We start from the raw sequence: 21,509 nt of genomic DNA, 5'->3' as shown, positions 1-21,509 counted from the left end.
AGCCGCTCGAAACGGCGCATACGATGGAGCTTTGCAAGTAGAAGCTCGTAGGAGGTAAATCAGTGCAGGTCACCAGCGTGGGGCATGCGGGATTCCATATCGATACCGACGCCGGAAGCATCCTGTGCGACCCGTGGGTGAATCCGTCGTTCTACGCATCGTGGTTCCCGTTCCCGGACAACTCGGGCCTGGACTGGGACGCACTCGGCGACTGTGACTACCTCTACGTCTCGCACCTGCACAAGGACCATTTCGACCCGAAGAACCTGGCCGAGCACGTCAACAAGGACGCCACGGTGCTGCTGCCGGACTACCCGGTGCTCGACTTGAAGCAGGAGCTCGAGAAGCTCGGTTTCCACAAGTTCTACGAGACGACGGACTCGGTCAAGCACACGATCTCCGGGCCCAAGGGTGATCTGGACATCATGATCATCGCGTTGCGAGCGCCTGCAGACGGTCCCATCGGAGATTCGGGCTTGGTCGTCTCCGACGGAAAGACCGTGGCGTTCAACATGAACGACGCGAGGCCGGTGGACCTGGACGTGATGACCGAGAATTTCGGTCCCGTCGACGTGCACATGCTGCAGTACTCGGGCGCGATCTGGTATCCGATGGTCTACGACATGGTCTCGCGGGCCAAGAAGAACTTCGGAATCCAGAAGCGGCAGCGCCAGATGGATCGAGCGCGTCAGTACATCGAACAGGTCGGGTCCACCTGGGTCGTTCCGTCGGCCGGCCCGCCGTGTTTCCTCGACGACGAGCTACGCACCCTCAACGACGTGTACGGCGACCCGGCCAACGTCTTCCCGGACCAGATGGTGTTTCTCGAGCAGATGCGCCTGCACGGGCACGACAAGGGTCTGTTGATGATGCCGGGGACCGCCGCGACATTCGACGGTTCCGAACTGCTCTCGCACGAGCACCCCATTGCCACCGCTGAAGCGGAGGCCATCTTCACCACCGGCAAGGCCGAGTACATCGAGGCGTACGCCCAGCGTCAGGCATCGGTCATCGCGGCGGAGAAAGCCCGCTGGGCTCCGGCCGAGGGCGAGCCGCTGCTCGAGCCGCTCCGGGGTCTGTTCGAGCCGATCATGGCGCAAACGGACCTGATCTGCGACGGCATCGGCTATCCCGTCGGTATCACGATGGGTGCCGAAACCGTAGTGCTGGACTTCCCGAAAAAAATTGTGCGAGAGCCGATCTCGGACGAGAAGTTCCGTTACAGCTTCACGATTCCGCCGGAACTGGTACGAACCGCAGTGCGAGATCAGGAACCCGACTGGGTGAACTCGATCTTCCTGTCCACCCGTTTCCGGGCCCGCCGCGTCGGCGGATACAACGAGTTCCTGTACACGTTCTTCAAGTGCCTCACCGACGAACGCATCGCCTACGCCGACGGCTGGTTCTCCGAGGCGCACGACGACACCGCCACGATCACGATGGGCGGCTACGAGATCCAACGCCGCTGCCCGCACCTCAAAGCGGACCTCACGAAGTTCGGCATCGTCGAGGGCAAGAAGCTCACCTGCAACCTGCACGGGTGGGATTGGAACCTCGACACCGGCCGCTGCCTGACGTCCAAGGGCCACGAGCTGCGCACGCGCAAGCTGTGAGACTGCCCCCAAAAAGTTCCGGGAAAGTGGGGTATCTCCACGACACAGGTACGTTGGATAACGTGCATGAGCAGGTAGAACAGACAAATCGGACGCGCACGGTGTGGTTTATCGCCGTGCTCGTCGCCTTGGTGGCGTTGGTGGCTGGTTGCACCGTCGGATCCGGCGACGGAGGTTCGGGAGCTGCTGCCCCCACTACCGAGGCCGCGCCCGTCGCGAAGGTCACCGCGAACCCGGCCGACGGCGCAGTCGACATCAGCCCCGTCGCGCCCATCTCGGTCTCGGTGGCCGATGGAACGCTCACCGAGGTTGCGCTGACGAACCCCGAGGGCAAGGTCGTTCAGGGTGCGCTCTCACCCGACAAGACGTCCTACGCAGTCACCGAGCCACTGGGCTACGGCGTCGAGTACACGTGGTCCGGCGCGGCTGTCGGCAGCGACAACAAGACCGTGCCCATCGAGGGTGCGTTCACCACTGTCGAACCGGACAGCCGGACCTCGGTCAGCACCAACATCGGCGACGGCCAGGAAGTGGGCATCGCCGCGCCGATCATCCTGCAGTTCGACTCGGCGATCGAGGACAAGGCAGCCGTCGAGAAAGCGTTGACGGTGACCACCAACCCGCCGACGCCCGGCGCCTGGGCCTGGTTCCCCGACGACAACGGCTCCCGCGTCCACTGGCGTCCTACCAACTACTGGGCTCCCGGTACGACGGTGTCGGTGGTCGCGAAGCTCTACGGCGTCGATTACGGCGACGGCGCGTACGGGGCCGACGACGTCACCCTGAACTTCAGCATCGGACGTAGCCAGGTCGTCGTCGCCGACGCGACCAGTCACCGCATGCAGGTGGTGCGCGACGGCGCGACGATCATGGACATCCCCGTCAGCTACGGCGAGGGCAACGAGGACCGCAACGTCACCCGTAGCGGCATCCACGTCGTCACCGAAAAGCACGAGGACTTCCTGATGTCCAACCCGCCGTTCTACGAGAACGTGCGTGAGCGATGGGCGGTGCGCATCTCCAACAACGGCGAGTTCATCCACGCCAACCCGCTGACCACCGGCGTGCAGGGCGCGTCCAACGTCACCAACGGGTGTATCAATCTCTCCACCGAGGACGCGCAGCAGTACTTCGGTACGGCGATGTACGGCGACCCGGTGGAGGTCACCGGCACCCGCATCGATCTCTCCGCAGCAGACGGCGACCTGTACGACTGGGCAATCGACTGGCCGACGTGGGAATCGATGTCGGAACTGCCTGCCGGCGGTGCAGCTGCGACGACGACACCCGCAACGACGGCACCTGCGACGACGACAGCACCAGCGCCCGTCGGGTAGAGCGGATGCGCCGCATGTGAGTGGAACCTCGTAGCCCACTACGAGGTTCCACTCACAAGGGTCGTTCCGCAGGCTCCACTCCCGCCACCTGGACTACTTACGGGAGAAGCGTCCCGCACCGGCCTGATCGCGCGGCCTGATGATGATCTGATCGAGGTTGACGTGCGACGGGCGTGACGCCACGAAGCCGATCACCTCGGCGATGTCGCTTGCCACCAACGGCGTGATGCCCTGATAGACCGCGTCGGCCTTGGCGGCGTCACCGTCGAAGCGCACGAGCGAGAACTCGGTCTCCACGGCACCCGGTGCCACCTCGGTCAACCGCACCGGCTTGCCCAGCAGCTCGCCGCGCAACGTCCGATGCAGCACGGCCTGAGCGTGTTTGGCCGAGGTGTAGCCCGAGCCGTTGTCGTAAGCCTCGAACGCCGCAACCGAGGTGATCGTGACGATCAGGCCGTCACCGGACTCGATCAGCTTGGGTAGTAACGACTTCGTCACCCGGAGCGTGCCGAGAACGTTGGTCTCCCACATCCACCGCCAGTCGTCGAGGTCGGCGTCGATCACCGGAGCCAATCCCTTTGCGCCGCCGGCATTGTTGATCAGAACGTCGACGCGGGGGATCACTGCGGTGAAGGCGGCCACCGAATCCTCGTCCGTGACATCGAGTTCCAACGCGGTGCCACCGATGTCCGATGCCAACTCCTCGAGCCGGTCGAGTCGGCGGGCACCGATGACGACGTGGAATCCGTCGGCGGCGAGTTGGCGGGCGGTGGCCGCGCCGATGCCGGAACTCGCTCCGGTGACGACGGCGATGCGGGTATCGGGTGCGATGTGTTCGGGCGAGGTCATGGGGAAATTCTAGGGCGGTCCGATAGGCGCGTGGGGACGGGCCCGATTGGACATTCGGGCGTCGAGTGCTAATTTTGGGTTCATGTCCGCCAGTGAGACCACCGCGATGCGGGTCACGTATGTGACCGCGTCCCTCGGTGCTCGCTTGCCGCGTCCTCGGGAACTGTGTTGTCTCGGCCAAGGAACCTGTCTCTAGCCTCTTCGAGCTACGGACAGTCGGTTCGCGTGTCGTGGTCTTCTCCGACCACTGCGCCCGCCCTTGACCTGCATCACTTCGCACCGCTCGTTTTCGATGACGACGACGGTTTCCACTGCTGAGGATTCACGACGGATGTCCGTAACCACACTGCACCACCACGCTCGTCCCGCTCTGCGCTCGCCCGGACGAATCGCCGCGTCCGCATCGCGCGTCCAGCTCGTCGCACCCGATCTGAGGGTGGTCGACAGTCCGATCGCGTCGGTGCTGCGGGTGGCTTGCGTCGAAGGTCCCATTTCACGCGACAGTGCCGCCCGCGCAACGGGATTGAGCATCGCGACGGTCAATCGTCAGGTATCGGCTCTGCTCGGAGTCGGGCTGTTGCGGGAGCGTGCGGACCTGACGGCATCGGGAGCGATCGGGCGACCCCGCGTGCCGTTCGAGGTCAACCACGAACCGTTCTCGACGATCGGCATTCACATCGGTGCCGTCGTCACCGGTATCACCGTCAGTGATGTGCGTGGACGAATCCTCGGTGCTGTCGAAATCCCCACGCCCGGTGGATCCTCCGACGTCGCGCTGGCTGCCGTCACGCGCAGTGCCGGTGCCTTCGCCGCACGCTGGCATCGCCGCACACCGCTGTGGGTCGGGGTGGCGATCGGCGGCCGCGTCGACACCGCGAACGGCACCGTGGACCACCCTCGACTGGGATGGGACAACGGACGCGTCGCCGGCATCATCGGCGGTGGGCTCGGACTTCCCATCTCGGTCTCCGGGCACGTCGAGGCGATGGCGGCCTCGGAATTGTTGCTCGCACCTCGACTGTCCGACGGCACGGCCGCGCCGAGTACGAGCGGCACCTCCCTCTACTTCTACGCTCGCGAGACCGCAGGCATGGCGCTGACGATCGACGGCCGCGTCCACACGCCGGCGAGCGGGCCCGGGTCCATCGCACATCTGCCCACCGGATCGTCGGCGGTGTGCGGATGCGGCAATCGAGGTTGCCTCGAGGCCTCGGTAAGTGACCGAGCGGTTCTCGCTGCGGCCGTCGACCGCAGAATCGTTGCGCCGCAACCGCGTCCGAGTATCGCCTCGGTCTACCAGGCGGCACAGGGAGGTTCGGAGGCAGCGCGCGAACTGTTGGCCGAACGCGCGCGGATACTGGGCCGGACGGTGGCCCTTCTGCGTGACATGTTCAATCCGGATCGCGTCGTACTCGGGGGTCAGGCGTTCACTGCATACCCGGCCGGAATCCCGCACGTGGGGGAGGCGTTCACCGCGAGTTCGACGCTGGAGCGCCGGGATATCCGTGTCACCGGATTCGGTGACCGGGTGCAGGAATACGCCGCGACGGTGGTTTCTCTGAGCTCCCTGTACTCCGATCCGCTCGCGTCGATGCGCCGGGCTGCCGCGTAAATTGACTGCCCATGAGCACCCCTGCAGCAGGACCGGTTCGCCAGGCCACCGGGATCGACGGAGCCAATATCGTCTACCGCGTCAGCGGTGACCCCGAGGCGAGACCACTGATTCTGCTGCACGGGTGGGCGCAGAGTTCGGCGTGCTGGGGCGAGGGATTGTTGGCGAATCTCGCCGATCGATACCGCGTCGTCGCCGTCGACCTGCGCGGTCACGGTTACTCCGACGCCCCGGCGGCGGGGTACGACGACTCGAAGATCTGGGCCGGGGACGTCGAGGCGGTGCTGGCGGCGGAGGGCATCACCGCCGATGCGGTGCTGCTCGGCTGGTCGTACGGCGGGCTGGTGATCTGTGACTACCTCGCAGAACACGGGTCCGGTGCGGTCGCCGGCATCGTGCTCGTCGGCGCGATCACCAGTATCGGCAGGGGAGAAGCGGGCGGACGCGTGGGAACAGCGATGCGGGCAGCGATTCCCGGGGCCATGGCCGAGGAGCCCCGCGTTGCCATCAAGGCGCTGGGCAGCTTCGGCCATGCGTTGACCGGGCCGACAGAAGGCAAGGGCACCGAGGCGCAGGCGTTGTTCGGACTCACGCTGTCCACGAGGCCACGGGTTCGCGCTGCACTGTTCGATCGTGCCGTCGGTCACGACGACCTGCTCCGCAGCCTCGAGATTCGCGCGTTGGTGCTGCACGGCACCGAAGACACCGTCGTCGATGTCTCCGCCGGCCGGCACGCCGCGGAGCTGATACCCGGGGCCACCGCGTCCTACTGGGAGGGCGTGGATCACGGGCCGTTCGTCGCCGATCCCGAGCGGTTCTTCGCCGAGGTGAGCGAGTTCGTCGACACCCTGCGGGTGTGATGACGTCGGCCACTCTGGTCCTCGTCGACGGACGGGGTAGTTATCGAGACGTAATGTGGAGGCGTGCACACTGAGGGAGTGACTGGACACCAGCTGAGCAGGGTCGCTGTGTTGTCCTTGCATACCTCCCCGCTGGCGCAGCCCGGAACGGGCGACGCCGGTGGCATGAACGTCTACGTGTTGCAGAGCGCGAAAGAGCTGGCCAAGCGGGGTGTGGAGGTCGAGATCTTCACCCGCGCGACGGCGTCGACCGACGCGCCCGTAGTCGAGGCCGCACCCGGCGTGCTGGTTCGCAACATCGTCGCAGGTCCGTTCGAGGGCCTCGACAAACACGACCTGCCCACTCAGTTGTGTGCCTTCGCAGCCGGGGTGTTGCGCGAGGAAGCTCGGCACGAACCCGGTTACTACGACTTGGTGCACTCGCACTACTGGCTTTCGGGGCAGGTGGGTTGGCTCGCGCGCGATCGCTGGGGAGTGCCGCTGGTACACACCGCGCACACTCTCGCCGCCGTCAAGAATGCGTCCCTGGCGCAGGGGGACGCACCCGAGCCCGCGGCGCGCCAGATCGGTGAACAGCAAGTGGTGGCCGAGGCGGATCGGCTGATCGCCAACACCACCGAAGAAGCGAAGTCACTCGTCGAGATCTACGGGGCTTCGCAGGACTCGATCGACGTGGTTGCGCCGGGAGCCGATCTGGCGCAATACAATCCGGGAGACAAGCTGGCGGCTCGCGCCGAGCTGGGTCTGAATCCCGACGAGTCGATCGTCGCATTCGTCGGACGCATCCAACCGCTCAAGGCACCCGACGTACTCGTTGCCGCGGCCGCCGAAGTGCTGCAACGAGATCCGACGTCGTCGCTCCGGGTGCTCATCGTCGGCGGGCCGTCGGGCAGTGGGTTGGATCGCCCGGACAGCCTCATCGATCTGGCCGAGAGCCTCGGGATCACCCCGCGGGTGACGTTCATGCCGCCGCAACCGTCGTCGCGGCTGGCCCAGATCTACCGCGCCGCCGATGTCGTTGCCGTACCGAGTTACAACGAATCGTTCGGCCTGGTCGCGATCGAGGCCCAGGCCTGCGGAACGCCGGTATTGGCAGCCGATGTCGGCGGTCTCGGCGTGGCCGTTCGATCCGGAGAGACCGGTCGGCTGGTACAGGGGCATCGCACCGAGGATTGGGCCGACGCGCTCGCGTCCATGCTCTCGGATCGAGCTGCCCTGGCAGCCATGGCGCATGCCGCGCCGCTGCACGCTCGCAATTTCTCGTGGGAGCACACCGCGGACGGTCTCATCGAGAGTTACCGTCAGGCCAAATTCCATTTCGACCGAGGCGAGGCACCGAGTGAGTTCTCGCCGCGCCGCGTCCGAGGATTGTCGAAACTACGCAGATCGGGAGCTGTGACTGCATGAGCGAGACCGCCGAACTGATCGACCAGGTCCTGAAGGATCGCGAACTGGACTACACGCGGCGGGGCGAGGTGTTCACCGTCGAACTGCCCGGAGAGCGCAAGCTGAAGACGACGACGATGCTGACCGTCGGAAACCACGGGGTGCGCATCGAGGCGTTCGTCTGCCGCAAGCCCGACGAGAACTTCGAAGGCGTCTACAAGTACCTGCTGCGTCGCAACCGTCGGCTGTACGGGGTGCATTACACGATCGACAAGGTCGGCGACATCTATCTCGTGGGCCGAATGTCGTTGCGCGCTGTCGACGGTGACGAACTCGATCGCATCTTCGGTCAGACCCTCGAGGCCGCCGACGGAGACTTCAACGTATTGCTCGAACTGGGATTCGCCGAGTCGATCAAGCGCGAATGGGCCTGGCGCGTCTCGCGGGGTGAATCGCTGGCGAATCTGAAGGCCTTCGAGCATCTGGTCGCAACAGACAAGGCCGAGCAAGCGTAACCCGCCGGAAACGGCTGGGTATTGCCCTCGGTAACGTCCGGTTCATAGCCTGAGGTCATGACCAGGCCCGAGGACTCTCGCCCACCGGTGCTGCAGATGTTCGGTTACGGCATGCAGCACATCCTGTCCATGTTCGGCGGTGTCATCGCCGTCCCGATCATCGTGGGCGGAGCCGCGGGTCTGTCCGGGGCCGATCAAGCGTTGCTCATCTCGTGCGCACTGTTCGTCAGTGGCGTGGCCACGGTGCTGCAGACCATCGGTGTTCCGTTCTTCGGCTCGCAACTGCCGCTGGTACAGGGCATTTCGTTCGCGTCGGTTTCGACGGTGCTGACCATTATCGGCAGCGCGGAGGACGGCCGAACCGGCTTGCGCACGGTCCTCGGCGCCGTACTGGTCGCCGCGCTGATCGGCTTGGCCATCGCGCCGTTCTTCTCGAAAATCATTCGCTTCTTTCCGCCGCTGGTGACCGGCAGCATCATCACCGTCATCGGCCTGTCGCTGATGCCGGTGGCCGCGCGCTGGATCACCGGCCAGGAGATGGTGGGCGGTGCGCCGAACCCCGATTACCTCGACCAGGGCAACATCGGGCTGGCGATGTTCACCCTGCTCGCGGTGCTGGTGATGACCAAGATCCCGGTGCTCTCGCGCCTGTCCATCCTGCTCGGTCTGGTCGTCGGCACCATCGCTGCACTGATCGTCGGCAAGACCGACTTCGACGGGGTCGGTGACGCGTCCGTGGTGGCCGTGCCGACGCCCTTCGCTTTCGGGTCACCGATCTTCGCCGTCGGCGCGATCGTGTCGATGACGATCGTGATCCTGGTGGTGATGGTCGAGACCACAGCCGACATCCTGGCGGTGGGCGAGGTCGTGGGAACCGACGTCGACTCCAGACGTGTCGGCGACGGCTTGCGCGCAGACATGGTGTCCTCCGCCGTCGCCCCCATCTTCAACACGTTCCCGGCGACGGCGTTCGCGCAGAACGTGGGTCTGGTGGCGATGACCGGTATCAAGAGCCGCTTCGTCGTGGCCCTGGGCGGCGGGGTGCTTGCGCTGCTGGGCCTTTCGCCGATTCTCGCGGCGGTCGTCGGTGTCGTGCCGATGCCGGTACTCGGAGGTGCCGGCATCGCGTTGTTCGGAACGGTTGCCGCCAGTGGAATCCGCACTCTCGGCAAGGTGAACTACGACAACAACTCCAACGTGGTGATCGTGGCGGTGACCTTGGCGTTCGGCCTGATTCCCGTTGTTGCGAGCGATTTCTGGGACGAATTCCCGGACTGGTTCGTCACCGTGTTCCACTCCGGAATCAGTGCCGCAAGCATTGTGGCAGTGGTGCTCAACGTATTCTTCAACGTATTCAAGCCCGGTACGCCGTCGAATCCATCGGTGGTGGCAGCGGGCCCAGCAGTGATGGTGCGCGAGGACGAGGCCCGGGTACTCGGCGACGGTGGGACCTTGCCCGGCAAGGCCGTGCCCGACGAGAACACCTGAGTGAAATCCTGCGCACCCAGGTTCGCGCGAGTACCGTCCCGAAACAGACGAAACACATCGATATTGGAGGACATCTTGTCATTCGTTACCCGCACGAGTACGCGGAAGGCAGCACTCGGCGGCGTCGCGTCGCTCGGTGCCATCGCCCTCATCGCAGGCTGTGGATCCGCACCCGAGAACGAAGGATCGGGCGGGAGCGGCTCGAGTGACTTCCTGCCCTGCATGGTCTCCGACAGTGGCGGATTCGACGACAAATCCTTCAACCAGCTCGGATTCGAGGGACTGACCGAGGCCGCAAGCGAGCTCGGCGTCGAGCCGCGCACCGTCGAGTCCGCGTCGCCCACCGACTACGCCCCCAACATCAACAATCTCGTCGATCAGGGCTGCAATCTGATCGTCACCGTCGGATTCGACCTCGCCGACGCCACCAAGGTCGCGGCCGAGGCCAACTCCGACATCGATTTCGCGATCATCGACGACTCCACGATCGACCTCCCGAACGTCAAGCCGCTGACCTACGACGCGTCGCAGTCGGCATTCTTGGCCGGCTACGCCGCCGCCAGCTACAGCAAGACCGGAGTGGTCGGCACCTTCGGCGGCTCACAACTGCCGACCGTCACCATCTTCATGGACGGTTTCGCCGACGGCGTGAACTACTTCAACGAGCAGAAGGGCAAGGCGGTCCGGGTCATCGGCTGGGACGTGCCGTCCCAGAACGGCTCGTTCACCGGTGGATTCACCGCCAACGAGGTCGCCAAGAACACCGCCCAGGGCCTGATCGACCAAAATGCAGACGTTATCTTCCCGGTCGGTGGACCCATCTACCAGAGTGCGGCACAGGCCATTCGGGATTCCTCGCGTCCGGTGGCACTCATCGGTGCCGACGCGGACGTGTTCGAGTCGGACCCGTCGGTCGGCGACCTGCTGCTCACCTCGGTGACCAAGGGCCTCAAGACCAGTGTCGACGAGGTAGTGGCCAACTCCGGTGCGGACAAGTTCGACAACAGCCCGTACGTGGGCACCCTCGAGAACGACGGCGTCGGCATCGCACCTTTCCACGACTTCGAGTCCAAGGTCGACCCCGCGCTGCAGGGCGAGCTGGACACGATCAAGGCCGGCATCGTCGACGGGTCCATCACCGTCGAATCGCCGTCGGCACCCAAGTAACCCCGGTCGTAAAGGGATATGAAGCTCGAACTTCGCGGTATAACCAAACGATTCGGCTCGTTGGTCGCCAACGACCACATCGATCTGAGCGTCGAATCCGGCGAGATCCACTGTCTCCTCGGCGAGAACGGTGCAGGCAAGTCCACGTTGATGAACGTGCTCAGCGGCCTGTATCGCGCCGAGGAGGGTCAGATCCTGCTCGACGACGTCGAGCAGGAGTTCGCCGGACCGGGCGAGGCCATGACTGCAGGAATCGGCATGGTGCATCAGCACTTCATGCTGATTCCGGTGTTCACCGTGGCCGAGAACATCGTGCTCGGCAACGAGACCACCTCGCTCGGTGGACGACTCGACCTCGTGGCAGCGCGCAAGCTGGTACGAGAGATCTCCGCGAGGTTCGGCTTCGATCTCGACCCCGATGCTCTCGTCGACGATCTTCCTGTCGGCGTGCAGCAGCGGGTCGAGATCGTCAAGGCGCTCTCCCGCGAAGCCAAGGTGCTCGTGTTCGACGAGCCGACGGCCGTCCTGACGCCGCAGGAAACCGACGATCTGATGCGGATCATGCGGGAACTTGCGGCGTCGGGCACCACCATCGTGTTCATCACGCACAAGCTCCGGGAAGTGCGCGAAGTAGCAGACAAGATCACCGTCATCCGGCTCGGCAAGGTCGTCGGTGAAGCGGAGCCGACGGCCAGTAACACCGAACTCGCCGCGTTGATGGTGGGACGCGATGTGCAGCTGACGGTGTCGAAGGAACCGGCCGAGCCCGGTGCCGCAGCACTGGTCGTCGAGAATCTGTCGGTGTTCGATGCCCAGGGCAACAAGACCGTCGACGACATCAGCCTCGAAGTCGCCGCCGGAGAGATCCTCGCGATCGCCGGCGTGCAGGGCAACGGTCAGACCGAGTTCGTCGAAGCGCTACTCGGCTTGCAGGACAACGTATCCGGACAGATCAGTCTCGACGGCCGCTCCCTCGTCGGTTCGACGGTTGCGCAGGTGCTCGAAGCAGGTGTCGGGTTCGTGCCCGAGGACCGGACCGTCGACGGCCTGGTGGGGGAGTTCTCGATCGCCGAGAACCTGATGCTCGATCGCTCCGACGGTGAGCCGTTCGTGCGGCGCGGAGCCGTGCAGCGGGAGTACCTGGACGCGTTCGCGTCGGAAAAACTTTCCGAATTCGACGTCCGCGCACCGGGTATCGGAACCGCAGTCGGGCGTCTGTCCGGTGGCAACCAGCAAAAGGTGGTCCTGGCCCGCGAGTTGAGCCGCGATCTGCGACTGTTCGTCGCAGCGCAGCCCACTCGCGGAATCGACGTGGGGTCCATCGAATTCGTCCACAAGCGCATCGTCGCCACCCGGGATTCGGGGATCCCGGTCATCGTGGTGTCGAGCGAACTGGACGAGGTCGCCGCACTGGCCGACCGAATAGCCGTCATGTATCGAGGAGCAATCGTGGGAATCGTCCCCGGGGATACGTCCCGCGAAACACTCGGATTGATGATGGGCGGCGAGCGTGGTGAATAGTGCGGAGCAACCTTCGAAGTCGCACGTGGTGCTTCGGCAGATCTTCACCGGGAATGCCATCATCTCGGTCTTGGCAGTACTGCTTGCCTTGATCGTCGGAGCGGTGCTGATCGCCGTCACCAATTCCGGCGTCCAGGACTCGGCAGGCTACTTCTTCTCCCGTCCCTCGGACATGCTGACGGCGATCTGGGATTCGGTCTCCGGGGCGTATTCGTCGCTCTTCCAGGGGTCGGTGTACAACTTCCGTCGCCCCGGGTTCGAGAACGGCATTCGGCCGTTGACCGAGACGTTGACCTTCGCGACACCGCTCATCGTCGCCGGACTCGGTGTGGCCCTTGCCTTTCGCGTCGGCATGTTCAACATCGGTGGCCGGGGGCAGATGCTCATCGCCGCCGCGTGCGCGGGCTGGGTCGGTTTCGGGGTGAGCCTGCCCGCCGGTCTTCACCTGCTGGTCGCCGTCGTCGCGGGTGTTGTCGGCGGCGCGGTGTGGGGCGGCATCGCTGGGTTCCTCAAGGCTCGCACCGGTGCCCACGAGGTGATCGTCACGATCATGCTCAATTACGTTGCGTTCTATCTCATCTCGTACCTCCTCCGTACCCCCGGTGCCCTGCAGGCACCGGGATCGAACAACCCCAAGACGGCCCCCATCGAATCGACCGCCGTGTTCCCGAAACTGTTCGGCGACAAGTACAACCTGCATCTCGGGTTCGTGCTGGTGATCTTCGTGACGGTCGCGGTGTGGTGGCTGCTCGAACGATCGAGCCTCGGGTTCCGATTCCGCGCCGTCGGGGAGAACCCGAACGCCTCGCGGGTCGCCGGAATGAACGTCAACCGCATCTACCTCTACGCAATGATCCTGTCCGGGGCGCTCGTCGGCCTGGCCGGCGTGGCTCAGGTTCTCGGTACGGTCACCACCGGCTTCAGTGCCGACATCGACGCCGGCATCGGATTCGATGCCATCACCGTGGCCCTGCTCGGACGGTCCAAGCCATGGGGCGTCTTCTTCGCGGGAATCCTGTTCGGCGCGTTCAAGGCCGGTGGGTTCGCCATGCAGGCGGCCGAGGGCGTACCCATCGACATCGTGCTCGTCGTGCAGTCGGTGATCGTGCTGTTCATCGCCGCACCGCCGTTGGTGCGAGCAGTGTTCCGATTGCCCAAACCAGGCGAAGAGAAACTCGCCAAAGCCGAGACCGCGAAGGTGGGTGCACTGTGACCGCCACCGTCGATTCACCCGCAGAGGCGGTCCTCGGACGTAGCTGGAAGGTGCCCACCATCCTCGGGGTCGTGACCCTGCTGGCTCTGCTGCTCTTCGTGATCCGAAAAGGTTCGGGCACAAGCACATTCGCGCTGGCCTCGGAGAACGATTTCTTTGCACTGCCCGCCGTCGGCGTACCGTCGTACGGCACCGGCCTGGTGGTGGTCGTACTGCTGGCCGTCATCACCGGCTACGCGGCGCTGCTGGCGTCGCGTTATCGGTCGACTCCGCTGTGGCTGCTCGCTGTGTTCGCGGTGCTGTTCGTGTTCGGATTCCTCGCGTGGGCCGCGGACGGCGAAACCATCCCCGTACCCGGATTGCTCATCGGCGCAGTCGCATTGAGCACACCGCTGATCTTCGGTGCGATGGGCGGAGTGATCTCCGAGCGCGTCGGGGTCATCAACATCGCCATCGAAGGACAGTTGCTGGCCGGGGCTTTCGTCAGCGCCGTCGTCGCGTCGATCACCGGCTCGACCTACGTGGCGTTGCTCGCCGCTCTGGTCGCCGGCGCACTGACCGCATCCTTGTTGGCAGTGTTCTCGATTCGCTACTTCGTCAATCAGGTCATCGTCGGTGTGGTGCTCAACGTCCTCGTCGTCGGTTTGACCAGCTTCCTGTACTCGGTGGTGCTCACCAAGAACGCCGAAACGCTCAACTCGCCGCCGCGCTTCGCCCGCATCGACATTCCGGTGCTGTCTCAGATTCCGATCCTCGGACCGGTGCTCTTTCGGCAGACACTCATCGTGTACCTGATGTACATCGCTGTGGCCCTGGTGTTCTTCGGGCTGTTCCGCACCAAATGGGGTCTGCGACTGCGCGCGGTCGGCGAGCACCCACAGGCCGCCGACACCGTCGGAATCAACGTGGCTCGAACCCGATTCTGGAACGTCTGCCTCGCCGGTGCCATCGCCGGGCTCGGAGGTGCGTACTTCACCCTCGGTTCCGTCGGAGCATTCGGCAAAGAGATGACCGCAGGTGCCGGCTACATCGCCCTCGCCGCGGTGATCTTCGGCCGATGGGATCCGGTGCGGGCCACCCTGGCCGCATTGCTGTTCGGATTCGCGTCGAATCTGCAGAACGTACTGGGCATCATCGGGTCACCGGTGCCCAGCGAATTCATGCTGATGCTGCCGTACGTCGTCACCATCTTCGCTGTCGCCGGCCTGGTGGGCCACGTTCGGGGACCGGCCGCGGCAGGCAAGCCGTACGCGTCCAGAAGTTGACGTTTTCGGCACCTGACTTATCGGTAGGGTCGTAAGTCCGATGTGACCGCTTTCACTGTAGGGTTCGATCATTGTTGCCGCAGTCTTTTCGAAGGAGAGCCATGAGCTTCCGCAGTCCCTTTCCCGACGTCGAGATCCCGAATCTGAGCGTCTACGACTTCCTGTTCGGGTCCATCGCCGAGTCCGATCTGGACAAGCCTGCGCTCATCGACGGCACGTCGGGTGACGTCACCACCTACAAGACCCTGATCGGCCAGGTCGACGCGATCGCCGGTGCGCTCGCCGCCCGCGGGCTCGAGGTCGGCGACGTCGTCGGACTGCATTCGCCGAACGTCCCCGCATTCGCATCGGTGCTGCACGGCATTCTGCGTGCGGGCGGAACTGCCACGACGATCAACGCGCTGTACACCGCCGAGGACATCGCCAAGCAGCTCACCGGCTCCGGCGCGAAGTTCTTGTTCACCGTCTCGCCGTTGTACCCGCAGGCCAAGGCCGCCGCGGACAAGGTGGGCATCGACGCCGATCACGTCATCGTGCTCGACGGTGCCGAGGGCCACCCGAACCTGCGCGATCTGCTGACCCAGGGGGCACCTGCTCCCGAGGTCTCGTTCGATCCGGCGACGCACGTTGCGGTGCTGCCGTATTCGTCCGGTACGACGGGTGTGCCGAAGGGCGTCATCCTCACCCACCGCAACCTCGTGGCGAACGTGGCCCAGATGGAACCGCGCGTGGGCATCGACAGCGACGACGCGATTCTGGCGCTGCTGCCGTTCTTCCACATCTACGGACTGACGGTGCTGCTCAACATCGCGCTCAAGTTGCGTGCGCATCTGGTGACGATGCCGAAGTTCGACCTCGTCGAGTTCCTGCGCATCATTCAGGACCAGAAGCTGACCTACCTGTTCATCGCACCGCCGGTGGCCGTCGCGCTCGCCAAGCATCCGATGATCGATCAGTACGACCTCTCCAGCGTGCACACCATCTTCTCGGGTGCGGCACCGCTGGACGAGGAGCTCGGTAAGGCCGTCGCCAAGCGTTTGAACACGCGCGTGCGTCAGGGCTACGGCATGAGCGAGCTCAGCCCGGTCAGTCACGCGATCCCCTTCGACCGCGACGACATGCCGCTGAGCTCGGTGGGTCAGCCACTGGCCAACACCGAGAACAAGCTCGTCGACCCGGGCACCGGCAACGAGATCGAGCTTCCCACAGAGGGATTGAGCGAGCCCGGTGAGCTGTGGGTCAAGGGACCGAACGTGATGGCGGGGTACCTCAACAATCCCTCGGCCACCGCGGAGACCCTCGACTCCGACGGGTACCTGCACACCGGCGACATCGCCGTCGTCGACCACGAGGGCGTCGTCTACATCGTCGACCGCCTCAAGGAACTGATCAAGTACAAGGGCTACCAGGTTCCTCCGGCCGAGCTCGAGGCGCTGTTGCTCACCCATGAGGAAATCGCCGACGCGGCCGTCATCGGCGTCCTCGACGACGAGGGCGAGGAAATCCCCAAGGCGTTCGTCGTCCGCCAGCAGGGTGCCACGATCGACGAAGAAGGCGTCATCGCTTTCGTCTCCGAGCGGGTATCGCCGCACAAGAAGGTACGACGTGTCGAGTTCATCGATACCGTTCCGAAGTCCGCTGCAGGCAAGATTCTTCGCAAGGACCTACGGGCAGCGGAGTCCGGTAAATAAGTCGTTACAACCACAACACCCCGTCCCACACTGTGTGGGGCGGGGTGTTTGTCGTTGTGGCGCAGGGTTTTGCGGGACCTCACACCCTTTTTCGCGACCGCGCGTCCCTGCTATCACCTGAACCTCGGCGCTCGGTCGGCAAAAAGGGTGTGAGGTGTGCCCTGCCGGGTCAGGCGGGTGCGCTCATCGCCGGGCAGCGGGTGAGACGGTTGTATTCGTCCAGGGTGATCAAGGGCGGGCGGTCGACGAGGGACAACGGCGCGACGCTCGACGACAGCCGGTCGCCGTCGGAGGCGAACGTGGTGAAACCGGCACCGGAATCGCTCAGTCCCAATCGCGAGAACATCGTCGCGATGATCTGGCGACTCATGACCGCCAACTCCGAGGTCGGCCGGTTTCGATGCCGCCGGGTACCGAGTCCGACCTGGCCGATCGCATCCGCACCCGATCGGTGGTACGTATCGAGCAGTAGCCCGATCTCGACACCGTAGCCAGGGGCGAAGGGCAGAGTTTCGAGCAGTTGCCGAGTGGCGGCGTACTCGCCGCCCAGCGGCTGGAAGACGCCGGCCAGATCGGGACGAAGTGCCGTCAGCAGAGGCCGAACCGTCAGCTGCGTGACGCGGCCGCCTCCGTCTTCGTCCGTGCTGTCGCCGATCGTCAGGGGCCGACGATAGAAGCCCTTGACCAGTTCGACGTCGTGCATGAGCAGCGGACCCACGAGCGACGGCACGAAGTGTGAACCCGGATCGACCAGATCGGAGTCGACGAACACCACGATGTCGCCCGAGGTCGCGGCCACACCACGCCACAGGACCTCGCCTTTGCCGCGTACGACGGGTATGCCAGGAAGGGCCTCTTCCCTGGCCACGACCGTCGCCCCGGCAGCATGCGCCCGAGCCGCCGTGCGGTCGGTCGATCCCGAATCCAGCACGACCACTTCGTCGACGAGACTTCCCAGGTGTGGCATCACGGAGGCGATCACTCCGGCGACGGTGTCCTCTTCGTCGAGAGCGGGGAGCACCACCGAGATCGTCCGACCGCGTTTGGCCGCGATGATATCGGCGAGCGGCCACGGCGAGCGTGCCCAGGTGGCGGTAAGAGCAGGAGTGCCCATGGCGTCGGTTCGGCTCATCGAAATTCCTTCGTCATCGCTGAAAATCATGGGTCGTCAGGTGCCCGTCGGAAGTCCCAACGACGGCGCTATCACCGACCACGAGTCGTGCAGGTCTTGTTGCCAGTAGGCCCACGAATGAGTTCCGTTGGGCCGGAAGTGGTAGGTGGCCGGGATGTTCAACTTTTCCAGGCGCTGCTGCATCTGGTGCGAGCAGGAATCGGTGGTGGCCTCGATGACCGCGCCGACGGCGAGCTGCTGGGCGAGCTTGCCGTAGTCGCTACCGATACCCGGTGCCCCGGGCACGTCGAACGAGCCGGGCGCTCCCGTTCCGCTCGAGATGTAGACGGCGACACCGCGCAGGCCCTCCGCATTGACGTAGGGGTCGTTGGCAATCCAGTCGGGACTGCCGGGAGGGCCCCACATGTTCGCGGTGGACCCGCCGCCACGAGCTTCGACCACGGACCGCACGTACATCGAGCCCACCGGGTCGCTGGTTCGCGCACATCCGCTGTACGAGGCCACGGATCGATAGACGCCCGGATGGGCGATGGCCAGCTGTAGAACGGACGTGCCCGCCATCGAGATGCCGGCGACCGAGTTGATCCCGTTCCCGCCGAGCAGGTTGTCCATCAACGGGGGCAGTTCGCGGCCGAGGAAGGTGGACCACATGTTTCGTCCCAGCACCGGGTCGTCGTGCAACCAGTCGGTGTAGTAGCTCGCGGCACCACCCCGCGGCACCACCACGTTGACGTTCTTGTCGCCGAAGTAACCGGGGATATCGGTCTGATCGAACCAGCTGCTGCCGCCGTCTCCACCGGCCGCCCCGTTCAGCAGGTAGAGAGTGGGCGCATCGGGTGCCCCCGCCCGAAAGATGTCGACGACGATATCGCGGTCCATGGCTGCTGAATGCACCTGAACGACGTCGCGGCGATCTCCGACGCTCTCGACTCCCACGACCGACGATGCCGGCTCGGCACTTGCCACTGACGCTGTGCCCGACGTGAGAACAACGACGGTCGCGAGCACACTGAGGGCCGAAACGGTCGCATCACGCAGGCGGTATCGGTCGATCATCTACCGTTCCTGACATTGTGGGGGCAGCGCGGAGCCTGAGTACCGGTCAGCGCGATGAGGGTCCGACGTTAGAGCCATTCACTGGCCGTCACCACAATCTTGACGATCCTTCAGTTCTGACACAGATATCCCGCGCATATTTGTCGATTTTCCAAAATGCCGGTCTGCAGGGTGTTTTCCGTCTCGTCCGAATGATGCACTGGCCCCTCCGACGCACCTCCCTGTGTTGCGTCGTTATCTCTCCCTCTCGAAAGGTTGTGTCGTGGTTGCATTCGGACTCATAGACGAGTGGAAGCCTGCTCCAGGACCTCTCACCACGTGGTCGCCCACCGACGCTTCACGCAGCGCCGCCGCAGCAGCACCCGTCCATCCGGCACGTCCCTCGCACATCCAGCAGGCGTACCTCGAGGCCGCGTACCGCAACCGAGGATCGTCCTTCCGCTTCTCGAGGCTGTGCCTCGTCACCTTCCGCATCCAAGGAAAATTGGACAGCGCGGCCATGGGCGAGGCGTTCAACACGTTCGTCAAGCGCCATGATTCGTTCTCGAGCTGGTTCGAGACCAACTCGGTCGAATCGGTGCGCCATGTGGTCGACGTCGACGACATCGTGCTCGAGCCGACTTCCTACGGTGTCCCCTCGGATTCGGCCGACATCCGCAAGCACGTCCAGGACACCACGCCGGGACCCGAGAGCTGGGACTGCTTCTCCTTCGGGACAATCGAGCACGACGACCACTTCGTGGTGTACGCGGCGGTCGATCACCTCGACACCGACGGTATCTCGCAGGCGCTGACGTACTACGAGCTGGGACAGCTCTACCGCAACGCATTGACGGGGAATTCCGACGGCCTGTTCACCCCGGGCAGCTACATCGAATACTGCCGGCGTGAGCGTCTCGAGAGCGACACCACCACTCTGGAGTCTCCTGCGGTCCAGACCTGGATCGAATTGGTGACGGACAACGGCGGTGATCTGCCGACATTCCCACTTCCGTTGGGACGCAACAGTGTCGACTACACCAGGACGTCGCACAATTCGTTCCCGCTGTTCGACGGCGCAAAGGCGCGGGCCGTCGACGACGCATGTGCCGGAGTGGGAGCCAAATTCATCGGAGGCATCTTCGCCGCGGCAGCCTTGGCCGAATACGAACTGGCCGGCCGCAGCAGCTACCTGGGCCTGACGCCCAAGAGCACCCGATCGTTGCCGGGCGAATTCGCCTCGGTCGGTTGGTTTTCCAGCCTCGTTCCCGTGCAGTTCGAGGTGGGCACGCAGCCGACCTTCCTCGAGTTGGCAGTGCGTGCACAGCACGCATTCGATGCCGGGAAGCTGTTGGCCAACACCTCGTACCACCGAGTACTCGAGCTGGTCGGTCCGGAGCACGGCATCACTACTCAACCGGGTTGGACTGCCCCGATGATCTCGTACGTCGACGTCCGCAAGCTGCCCGGTGAAGCCGAGCTCGACGCCGCCGGGGCCGGGCTGTACGGGAACCGCGGAAGCTCCGAAGAGGTCTTCATGTGGATCAACCGCTTCGAGGATCACACCGGAGTGGAATTCCTGTACCCGGGAACGGACGAGGCCGACCGTTCGATCGATCTCTACTTCGCCAAGATCTTCGAAATCTTCGCCGCGGTGGTCGAATCGGGCGACTACACACCACAGCCGCGTGAGGTTCACGCCTTCGCTGACGAGCTTCCGGACGTCAGCAGGGTATGACGCATCGACGCAGCGGCTCGTGGTTGACGCTCTGCGCCTGTTTGTCGGCAGTCACGATGCAGATGCTCGACGTCACCGCCGTCACCGTTGCGCTGCCCACGATCGCCGAGGACCTCGACGGGACAGGTGCGCAGCAGGTCTGGGTACCCGCGGCTTATCTCCTGTCGTTCGCGTGCGCGCTCCTGACGATGGCGCGTACGGGTGAGGTCTTCGGGCGCAGAAACACGTTCGTCGTCGGCACTGCGTCGTTCGCCGCGACATCGGTCATGTGCGCGTATGCGCCCACCATCGAGGTGCTGATCCTCGCTCGGGTTCTGCAGGGGATTGCGGGCGCTGCGATGTCGGCCCAGACCGTGGCCATCGTGACCGATACCTACTCGGGGTCGCGGCGGACCACGGCGTTCGCGCTGTACGGCGGGACAGCAGGGCTGGCCGGTCTGGCCGGTCCGTCCGTCGGGGCAGTTCTGCTTCACCTCGACGTCCTCGGAACAGGTTGGCGGGCAATATTTCTGATCAACGTACCGATCGGAGCACTTGCGATAGTTCTCGCCCGGCGGTACGTCAGCGATGGTTCGGGGCGCGCACTGTCCGGCGGCCTGTTCGATCCGATCGGGGTCGCACTCTGGTCCATCGGCGCAGTGCTGATCGTGTACCCCATCATGACGAGTTCGAGTCTGCTGTCTGCGTTGCCCGCTCTCGGCGTCGGCCTGGTGTTACTGGCCGTGTTCGCGCGGTGGGAGAGGCGCAGGACCGCAGCAGGTGCACACGTGATGGTCGATACTCGCGTGTTCTCCGAGCCGGGGTTCACCTACGGCTGCGTCGTCTCGGCGCTGGTGTACGGAACCTTCACCGGATTCGTGCTGACGATGTCGGTGACGCTGCAAACGGGGCTGGGTGACAGCGCGTCGACAGTGGGAGTCATCACCATCCCCTTCGCGCTCGGAGCTGTTGCCACGTCCGTGGCCGCGCCGATCATGTTCCGCCGCTGGGACTCTCGCGTGGTGGCGGTGGGTGCCGCGACGATGGGGGCGTCCCTCTTCGTGGGGGGGGGGGGGGGGGGGGGGGGGGCGGGCCCCGGCCGCCCCCG

Annotated in this window: 17 protein-coding genes; 14 read left to right on the top strand and 3 right to left on the bottom strand. The window is 64.7% G+C overall.

Annotated elements, in window-relative coordinates:
* The first annotated feature begins 62 nt into the window (after positions 1–62).
* Positions 63–1,613 (top strand): Rieske 2Fe-2S domain-containing protein, encoded by a 1,551-nt coding sequence (locus tag ACFI9K_RS18135; RefSeq protein ID WP_462664789.1) that lies wholly within the window; start codon positions 63–65, stop codon positions 1,611–1,613.
* Between the two features lie 62 nt (positions 1,614–1,675).
* Positions 1,676–2,950, top strand: coding sequence for a L,D-transpeptidase (locus ACFI9K_RS18130; protein ID WP_462664788.1), 1,275 nt, complete (start codon positions 1,676–1,678; stop codon positions 2,948–2,950).
* A 93-nt stretch (positions 2,951–3,043) separates the two neighbouring features.
* On the opposite strand, the gene ACFI9K_RS18125 is transcribed toward ACFI9K_RS18130, so the two are convergent.
* Entirely contained in the window at positions 3,044–3,799 is a 756-nt protein-coding gene (locus ACFI9K_RS18125; RefSeq protein ID WP_222093892.1) for an SDR family oxidoreductase, read from the bottom strand.
* A gap of 331 nt (positions 3,800–4,130) precedes the next feature.
* Between ACFI9K_RS18125 and ACFI9K_RS18120 the strand changes: the two genes are divergently transcribed.
* The 10 genes from ACFI9K_RS18120 (at position 4,131) to ACFI9K_RS18075 (ending at position 16,517) form a co-directional block, all read left to right on the top strand.
* A complete protein-coding gene (locus tag ACFI9K_RS18120; RefSeq protein ID WP_462664787.1) occupies positions 4,131–5,411 on the top strand; it encodes an ROK family protein in 1,281 nt (426 codons plus the stop codon).
* Between the two features lie 11 nt (positions 5,412–5,422).
* Positions 5,423–6,271, top strand: coding sequence for an alpha/beta fold hydrolase (locus ACFI9K_RS18115; protein ID WP_462664786.1), 849 nt, complete (start codon positions 5,423–5,425; stop codon positions 6,269–6,271).
* A gap of 78 nt (positions 6,272–6,349) precedes the next feature.
* Entirely contained in the window at positions 6,350–7,678 is a 1,329-nt protein-coding gene (mshA, locus tag ACFI9K_RS18110; RefSeq protein WP_462664785.1) for a D-inositol-3-phosphate glycosyltransferase, read from the top strand.
* On the top strand, positions 7,675–8,172 hold the full coding sequence (locus ACFI9K_RS18105) for a type III secretion system chaperone family protein (RefSeq protein ID WP_222093889.1): 498 nt from the start codon (positions 7,675–7,677) through the stop codon (positions 8,170–8,172). The genes mshA and ACFI9K_RS18105 overlap by 4 nt, the downstream gene beginning before the upstream one ends.
* Before the next feature lie 57 nt (positions 8,173–8,229).
* Entirely contained in the window at positions 8,230–9,660 is a 1,431-nt protein-coding gene (locus tag ACFI9K_RS18100; protein ID WP_462664784.1) for a nucleobase:cation symporter-2 family protein, read from the top strand.
* A gap of 75 nt (positions 9,661–9,735) precedes the next feature.
* The gene (locus tag ACFI9K_RS18095; protein ID WP_462664783.1) at positions 9,736–10,827 is read left to right on the top strand and encodes a BMP family lipoprotein; all 1,092 of its coding nucleotides are present in this window, start codon (positions 9,736–9,738) and stop codon (positions 10,825–10,827) included.
* A gap of 18 nt (positions 10,828–10,845) precedes the next feature.
* On the top strand, positions 10,846–12,348 hold the full coding sequence (locus tag ACFI9K_RS18090; RefSeq protein ID WP_462664782.1) for an ABC transporter ATP-binding protein: 1,503 nt from the start codon (positions 10,846–10,848) through the stop codon (positions 12,346–12,348).
* Between the two features lie 25 nt (positions 12,349–12,373).
* Positions 12,374–13,561: an ABC transporter permease gene (locus tag ACFI9K_RS18085; RefSeq protein WP_462664781.1), complete on the top strand. Its 1,188-nt coding sequence runs from the start codon at positions 12,374–12,376 to the stop codon at positions 13,559–13,561.
* Entirely contained in the window at positions 13,558–14,826 is a 1,269-nt protein-coding gene (locus ACFI9K_RS18080) for an ABC transporter permease (RefSeq protein ID WP_462664780.1), read from the top strand. The genes ACFI9K_RS18085 and ACFI9K_RS18080 overlap by 4 nt, the downstream gene beginning before the upstream one ends.
* Before the next feature lie 101 nt (positions 14,827–14,927).
* Positions 14,928–16,517: a 4-coumarate--CoA ligase family protein gene (locus ACFI9K_RS18075; RefSeq protein ID WP_462664779.1), complete on the top strand. Its 1,590-nt coding sequence runs from the start codon at positions 14,928–14,930 to the stop codon at positions 16,515–16,517.
* A gap of 169 nt (positions 16,518–16,686) precedes the next feature.
* On the opposite strand, the gene ACFI9K_RS18070 is transcribed toward ACFI9K_RS18075, so the two are convergent.
* Positions 16,687–17,649, bottom strand: coding sequence for a glucosyl-3-phosphoglycerate synthase (locus tag ACFI9K_RS18070; RefSeq protein WP_462664778.1), 963 nt, complete (start codon positions 17,647–17,649; stop codon positions 16,687–16,689).
* 36 nt (positions 17,650–17,685) lie between these two features.
* Entirely contained in the window at positions 17,686–18,705 is a 1,020-nt protein-coding gene (locus ACFI9K_RS18065; RefSeq protein ID WP_462664777.1) for an alpha/beta hydrolase, read from the bottom strand.
* A gap of 262 nt (positions 18,706–18,967) precedes the next feature.
* Here ACFI9K_RS18065 and ACFI9K_RS18060 point away from each other — a divergent pair, with 262 nt between their 5' ends.
* Both ACFI9K_RS18060 and ACFI9K_RS18055 read left to right on the top strand, forming a co-directional pair.
* Positions 18,968–20,422 carry a condensation domain-containing protein gene (locus ACFI9K_RS18060; RefSeq protein WP_462664776.1) on the top strand — a complete coding sequence of 485 codons (1,455 nt, stop codon included), beginning with the start codon at positions 18,968–18,970 and terminating at the stop codon, positions 20,420–20,422.
* Positions 20,419–21,509, top strand: a 1,091-nt coding sequence (locus ACFI9K_RS18055) for an MFS transporter (protein WP_462664775.1), incomplete at its 3' end; no start/stop codon positions are given. The genes ACFI9K_RS18060 and ACFI9K_RS18055, both read left to right, overlap by 4 nt.

The organism is Rhodococcus sp. PSi06 (assembly GCF_054960675.1).
Note: the sequence above shows the minus strand (reverse complement) of the source record. Positions and strands in the feature narration are given on the sequence as shown.